Annotated in this window: 8 protein-coding genes; 6 read left to right on the top strand and 2 right to left on the bottom strand. The window is 42.6% G+C overall.

Translation table 11 applies throughout. From position 1 onward, the window contains the following. Positions 1-211: 211 nt before the first annotated feature. The 3 genes from QUA78_RS25450 (at position 212) to QUA78_RS25440 (ending at position 1,460) form a co-directional block, all read left to right on the top strand. Positions 212-586 (top strand): type II toxin-antitoxin system antitoxin SocA domain-containing protein, encoded by a 375-nt coding sequence (locus QUA78_RS25450; protein WP_333305878.1) that lies wholly within the window; start codon positions 212-214, stop codon positions 584-586. A 240-nt stretch (positions 587-826) separates the two neighbouring features. Then, positions 827-1,171: a type II toxin-antitoxin system RelE/ParE family toxin gene (locus QUA78_RS25445; RefSeq protein ID WP_333305876.1), complete on the top strand. Its 345-nt coding sequence runs from the start codon at positions 827-829 to the stop codon at positions 1,169-1,171. Further along, positions 1,143-1,460, top strand: a complete 318-nt coding sequence (locus QUA78_RS25440; protein WP_333305874.1) for a transcriptional regulator — start codon at positions 1,143-1,145, stop codon at positions 1,458-1,460. Before QUA78_RS25445 ends, QUA78_RS25440 begins: the two co-directional genes overlap by 29 nt. Before the next feature lie 91 nt (positions 1,461-1,551). Here QUA78_RS25440 and QUA78_RS25435 read toward each other — a convergent pair whose 3' ends face one another. Together QUA78_RS25435 and QUA78_RS25430 are read right to left on the bottom strand one after the other, a co-directional pair. Further along, positions 1,552-1,932, bottom strand: a complete 381-nt coding sequence (locus QUA78_RS25435) for a hypothetical protein (protein ID WP_333305872.1) — start codon at positions 1,930-1,932, stop codon at positions 1,552-1,554. A 23-nt stretch (positions 1,933-1,955) separates the two neighbouring features. Next, a complete protein-coding gene (locus tag QUA78_RS25430; RefSeq protein ID WP_333305870.1) occupies positions 1,956-2,498 on the bottom strand; it encodes a DUF6232 family protein in 543 nt (180 codons plus the stop codon). 317 nt (positions 2,499-2,815) lie between these two features. On the opposite strand from QUA78_RS25430, the gene QUA78_RS25425 reads away from it, so the two are divergent. The 3 genes from QUA78_RS25425 to QUA78_RS25415 all read left to right on the top strand — a co-directional run bounded on the left by QUA78_RS25425 (position 2,816) and on the right by QUA78_RS25415 (position 6,040). Beyond that, positions 2,816-4,210 (top strand): NB-ARC domain-containing protein, encoded by a 1,395-nt coding sequence (locus tag QUA78_RS25425; RefSeq protein WP_333305868.1) that lies wholly within the window; start codon positions 2,816-2,818, stop codon positions 4,208-4,210. Next, positions 4,207-4,992, top strand: a complete 786-nt coding sequence (gene xth / locus QUA78_RS25420; RefSeq protein WP_333305867.1) for an exodeoxyribonuclease III — start codon at positions 4,207-4,209, stop codon at positions 4,990-4,992. The genes QUA78_RS25425 and xth overlap by 4 nt, the downstream gene beginning before the upstream one ends. Before the next feature lie 172 nt (positions 4,993-5,164). Beyond that, positions 5,165-6,040 carry an SDR family oxidoreductase gene (locus tag QUA78_RS25415; RefSeq protein WP_333305865.1) on the top strand — a complete coding sequence of 292 codons (876 nt, stop codon included), beginning with the start codon at positions 5,165-5,167 and terminating at the stop codon, positions 6,038-6,040. The last annotated feature ends 25 nt before the right edge of the window (positions 6,041-6,065 follow it).

Genomic DNA, 6,065 nt, shown 5'->3' with positions numbered 1-6,065 from the left:
TTTGAGCCAAAATTCTCATGAAACTACTGCTCGATCGAACCCTCGATCGATTTATGAATGATTTGCGATCGCTATAGGCGAAGGTCAACTGAAAGTTGTTGCGGTTCCAAGTAATTCGGAAAAAATCAGCGAGCGAGATATTGCAAATGCTTTCCTTTGGTTAGCCGCGCAAACTAATGTAGCAATCAACGTCTACAAGCTACAAAAACTCTTGTATTACGCTCAAGCTTGGTATTTAGGAGTTTACGGCAAGCCACTCTTTGATGCAGATTTTCAAGCCTGGATTCACGGACCGGTGATTCCTGATTTATTGGAGAAGTATCAACGCCAATTTAGCTGGGAACCAATTGCAGAGAAAATCGAACAACCGAAACTTCCCCAAAAAATTGGGCAATTTATCGAAGAAGTTGGTGAGGCATATTTTGAGTATGATGATGAAACTTTGGAACGAATGATTTGCAGTGAAATGCCTTGGGTGGAAGCGAGAGGAGATATACCCAGAGACGAATCTTGTCATGCGATTATTTCTCAAGAATCAATGAAAAAATATTATTCGGCCCGTGTCAAAGAAGAAACCTCAGTCTAAAATTGTCCCTTCTCAACCGAAATCGCCCGAAGGTTTGGGATTTTCCTTCAAGTACCTGCAAACTCAGAATGAAAAATTTTCAATTTGCGATCGGGATCGGTAAGCACTCATTTTCTAAATAATAAACGATGAGGCTACTATGAATCAGGTAGCTCAAGTTATGCTAGGATACTCTTGCGAAAAGTAGTGACATGACACGCGATCGCTCCCATTAAAATCCTGATTGCCTATGTTAAAATTATGGAAGCTCAACCACGAGAAGTACAAAACTACCTGAAAGCCGACGGGACAAGTCCCTTTGAAGGATGGCTTGATTCCCTTCAAGATACTAAAACTGTATCTAAAATCAAGAAGCGACTGAGGCGAGTTGAGCTAGGCAATCTGGGAGATTATCGCTCAGTAGGAGCGGGAGTGTATGAACTTAAAATTGATTATGGCCCAGGCTATCGGGTGTATTTTGGACAAGTCGGGTTAACAGTTGTGTTGCTGCTATGTGGCGGTGATAAAAGCACTCAAGAACAAGATATTAGCCAAGCTAAAAGATACTGGAGAGATTATGAAAGAACTCAAAGTGCCAACAACTAGAAGCTACCACGAATACTTGATTTCTTCTTTAAAAACCCCTGAAAGTGCTGCTAGCTATATCGAGGTTATGTTGGAATTAGAGTCAGAAAAACCAGAACCGGAATTACTGCGAGCAGGACTTAAAGATGTGGTGGATGCTTATTTACAGATGAATAAGTTATCGACAGAAGCTAAACTTATATATGAGAAGCTCGATCGAATGTTGTCAGAGAGTGGGGGGGAGGAAATTTATGCTTTGATAACTCTACTAGATAAATTGGGGTTGCAGTTGGCTGTCGCAGTAAAATAGTTAATTAATAAAATAGTTAGGGCGATCGCACTTTTTGACAAATTGGGATGTAAGGGCGATCGCTCTTTTTCTAAAATCTGGATACTAAGGCTTACTTGCTTTCTTCTAGTAAACTTTCAAGCATTGGAGTCAGAATTTTCACGACTGGATTATTTGTAAGTTCCATTAGTGCTGCTACTCCACCCGCTTTCAAAGCTTTAAGTACCTTTTTCTTCACATCAGGCTTTTTTTCAATTTCTTCCATAGCTTTTGTAGCAACCTCGTGTTTCTCGACATACGTTGTTGTTGGGTATGTCTGAGATAACTGATCTAAAAGCTGTTGGATTTCTTTGGCGGCATCGGCAAGAGTTTGCCTTTGTTCCGGTGAGTAATTGTTAATAGTCCCACCTATTTGCTCAGCCTCTACTTTCTCACTGTAGCCAACACCTATTGATGCCTGACTTTGGTCGAGATTTATTTTACGTTCTGACATAATATCTCCGTATTAAGAATTAACTATTGTTGTCTGTTATCTATTTTGCCACCTATTTGTCCAGATTGCAGTTGCTCAGCATAGCCAACACCTATTGTGGCATGAGTTTGGTTAATATTAATTACCTTGATATCTTCTGTGTCACTCTCCATAAATTCGCATAACTGTGAAATCACATCTCTGACGCCTGATTTATCTGCTGTGACAAATATCACATTATCTCCAGAATTTACGTATAATTCAAGTCCTATTCGCTTCGGCTGCATCAAGTTGTCAATAACTCCAGCACATCCTAATACAGAGATTACTATTCCACTTTGTTGTAGAGTTTGATCGCTTTGTTTAACTAAAATAGCGCCCAAAATAAGTAATATTAAGATAACTAAAGGATGGACTTTATAAGGTGTTTTGACATTTGCAAATCCAAATCCAGTAACATTGCGAAATTGATAAACATAAGAACCAAATTTAACGACTTTTTTAGTAACCAGTATAGGTTCTGGTTTGTCTATTACAAGAACTTTATCATTTTGTCTCTGTACGTTGTTTCCCGTACTTATACTCATGCCTTTTTCCTCCCTAGTGTATTTAAGGGTGTTATATCTTGCAGGTCAGATATGCTGACTGAAGTTAATATTTTTCAATTTTTACCTGCATAGCGCACCGCTATAGTTTGAAGGGAAATAATTATTTTTTAACTATCTAATTATCATTATGTCTGATTTTATAATTTTTGTCTATTAATATTACGTAGCATTTAGTATTGATTTATTTGATTTTAGTTGCCGTGAATCAGTAACAAATAGTAGGATTTAGTTGCCAAAGTATTAAACAGTAGGATAAAGTAGGATAAAATAGGCAAAACAACCTCCCTACAGCACCTATGGAAGTTCAAGAAGTCTTAAAATTGGCTGACAACATCATATTCTCCAAAACGGGAAAGCATCTCGATAACCTACAAGAAGCCATTTTACGTGGCACTTGGCAACGTCAGAAATATCCAGAGATTGCCAAAACTTGCTACCGTAGCGAATCTCATGTCAAAAAGGTCGCATCAAAATTATGGAAGCTTTTATCAGAAACATTAGGCGAAGATATCAATCAATCTAATTTTCGATACACAGTGGAACGATGGCAATTGTCCATAGTTTCATCACATTTTGGTGACAATGCACAAGTTGGTAAGTTCAAGGTATGTGGAAACAATCCTGAATCCTTAGAAACCCCAAATATAGAAAGGCAAAATCAGGAAACCTTTAGCAAAACTCAGCCTAAACAGCGACTAGACTTATCCGACGCACCAGAACCCAACATATTCTATAACCGCACATCTGAACTTACCACCCTCGAAAACTGGATTTTAGGCCGCACCCGCCTCATCACCATCTTAGGCTTATCCGGTATTGGCAAAACCGCCCTTACTCTCCAACTAATCCCACGAATTCAACACGAATTCGATTCCATCATCTGGCGAAGTCTCCGCAACTCTCCACCGCTGGCATCACTCCAAACCGACTTAATTCAATTCTGTAGGGGCGATGCCCCCGTGCCCGCCCCCTATCCCGAAGAAATGGCAACCACGGGGGGATTGCCCCTACTAGAATATTTACGATCGCACCGCTGTCTCATCATCCTCGATGATATCCAAACCATCTTCAGCAGCGGACAACTCGCAGGAAATTACCAACCTGGATATGAAAATTACGGCGCATTCTTCAAACAAATAACAGAATCATCCCACAACAGTTGCTTAATCCTCCTGAGTTGGGAAAAACCCAGAGAAATCGCCGCCTTAGAAGGCGAAAACCGCCCCTGTAAATCGCTGCAACTCAACGGTTTAGGCGCGGAAGCACAAGAAATATTCAGAGAAAAAGGATTAGCAGAACCGGAGAAATGGTCAGAACTGATCGACCTTTACCGAGGCAATCCCTTATGGTTAAATATAGTTGCCACTTTGATTCAAGACTTATTCGGCGGTAGCGTTTCCGAATTCCTCTCCTATGATACCCTATTCTTAGGTGACTTAGAATCACTCCTGCACCAGCATTTCGATCGCCTAACCGCATCCGAACAACAGGCGATCGCATGGCTAGCCAATACCCCCGAACCTGCCGACATCTCAAAAATACCAGAAAACCTGCAACTATCACCGCCAGAACTCTTGAAAGTCATGCAATCTTTAGGACGACGGTCATTAGTTGAAACAGTCAAACAAAATGGGCGATCGCACTTTACGATCGGGCCAGTAATCAGAGAGTACATAACACACAAAAAATGAAAATCGCTACCTGGAACGTCAACTCAATTCGCACCCGCATAGAACACGTTACTAGCTGGTTGCAAGCAAACTCCCCAGATGTTCTCTGCCTCCAAGAAACCAAAGTTACCGACAAAGACTTCCCCTTAGAACCCTTCATCAACCTCGGCTACAACTGCTACATTTCCGGTCAAAAATCCTACAACGGTGTCGCCATTCTCAGCCGATCGCCCCTGTCACAAGTCAGCGCCGGATTTGCCCCCATTCTCGGCACCGAAACCGCCGGCAGCTTTGACGAACAAAAGCGCCTCATAGCCGGGATTATCGACGATATTTGCATTATTTGCGTATACGTTCCCAACGGTTCCGAAGTTGGCAGCGAGAAATATGAGTACAAGCTAAAGTGGCTCAAACTGCTGCAAGAATACCTCAAAATAGCACTAGATAAATCCCCCAACTTGTGCATTTGCGGCGACTTCAACATCGTCCCGGACGATCGAGATATCCACAATCCCAAAGCCAATGCTAACTCCGTCGGCCTATCAGTAGCCGAGCGCCTCGCACTCACAGAAATCATAGAATTAGGATTAAACGACCCCTTTCGCAAATTCACATCAGAAGGAGGCCATTATAGCTGGTGGGACTACCGCGCCGCCGCATTTCCCCGCAACAACGGCTGGAGAATCGACCACCATTATCTCAGCTTTCCCCTGTACGAACAAGCAAAAAACTGTACAATAGACATTGCTCCCAGAAAATTGGTCAAACCCAGCGACCACGCCCCCGTAATTGTCGAAATTTGATTTATAAGTTATAAGGTTAATAACAATTGAGATCTTGCACCATTCTCAACAATTCTTTTATGGGCGGGCAGGATGCTCACCCCACAATAAAATTCACTCTTTGTGGTACAGGCCGGAAAGCCTGTTCTTGAGAAAGGTGCCATATGTAAGTAACAACCAACAACTAAAAATCATGTTCTTAGTAACCGGAGCAACAGGCGCACTAGGCCGCCGAATTGTACGAGAAATCAGACAGCAAGAAAAGCCTGTCCGCGCATTCGTTCGCCTCGCATCTCGCTACTCTGAACTAGAAAACCGAGGCGCCGAGATTTTTATCGGCGACTTAAAACAAGACAAAGATATTAAAAAAGCCTGCCAAGGAGTGCAATACATCATCAGCACCCACGGCACCGGCGGCGACGTTCAAGCAGTACACTACCGCGCTAACATAGAATTGATCGACTGCGCCAAAGCAGCCGGAGTTAAGCACTTTGTCTTTATTTCTGTACTGGGAGTCGATCGGGGATACGAAGATTCCGCAGTATTCAAAGCCAAGCGAGAAGTTGAAAAATACCTGCAAAACAGCGGATTGAATTATACAATCTTGCGGCCTGCAGGTTTTGCTTCCAGCTTGTTACCCCTAGCAGAAAGATTTCGAGAAACCGGACTTTACCTGCTGATTGGCGACGGCAAAAACCGCACTTCTATTGTCAGTACCGACGACTTAGCAAAGATTGCTGTAAACTCGGCAACTGTTGCAGGCGCGCGCAACCAAATTTTACCAGTCGGCGGCCCCGATGTTCTGACCAGAGACGACATTCCCCGCATTTTTGGACGCTTATTCAATCGCGAACCTGTGGTAATTAACCCGCCACTGCTTTTGTTTGACGGCTTGCGAAATGCCTTGGGTTTATTGAATCCTCAAGCTCAAAAAGACTTAGGAACTTTGCGGGTATTGCTGGGTAACGAGTATTTCTGCACTCCCGAACAAGTGCAAAACTTGGAATCAATCTACGGCATGAGAATGGAATCCCTAGAAAGCTTTATGCGGCACAATTTGAGCGTTTAAAAGGCTAGTTATTCTCGTTACCAGG

Source organism: Microcoleus sp. K4-B3, from assembly GCF_036704615.1.
GTDB lineage: Bacteria > Cyanobacteriota > Cyanobacteriia > Cyanobacteriales > Microcoleaceae > Microcoleus.
This window is presented reverse-complemented; position numbering and strand designations above follow the sequence as displayed.

What these genes read in the sequence shown, in the direction of transcription:
- xth (WP_333305867.1), top strand. Translation starts at nt 4,207, where the DNA reads ATGAAAATCGCTACCTGGAACGTCAACTCAATTCGCACCCGCATAGAA.
- QUA78_RS25415 (WP_333305865.1), top strand. Translation starts at nt 5,165, where the DNA reads ATGTTCTTAGTAACCGGAGCAACAGGCGCACTAGGCCGCCGAATTGTA.
- QUA78_RS25445 (WP_333305876.1), top strand. Translation starts at nt 827, where the DNA reads ATGGAAGCTCAACCACGAGAAGTACAAAACTACCTGAAAGCCGACGGG.
- QUA78_RS25425 (WP_333305868.1), top strand. Translation starts at nt 2,816, where the DNA reads ATGGAAGTTCAAGAAGTCTTAAAATTGGCTGACAACATCATATTCTCC.
- QUA78_RS25440 (WP_333305874.1), top strand. Translation starts at nt 1,143, where the DNA reads ATGAAAGAACTCAAAGTGCCAACAACTAGAAGCTACCACGAATACTTG.
- QUA78_RS25435 (WP_333305872.1), bottom strand. Translation starts at nt 1,932, where the DNA reads ATGTCAGAACGTAAAATAAATCTCGACCAAAGTCAGGCATCAATAGGT.
- QUA78_RS25430 (WP_333305870.1), bottom strand. Translation starts at nt 2,498, where the DNA reads ATGAGTATAAGTACGGGAAACAACGTACAGAGACAAAATGATAAAGTT.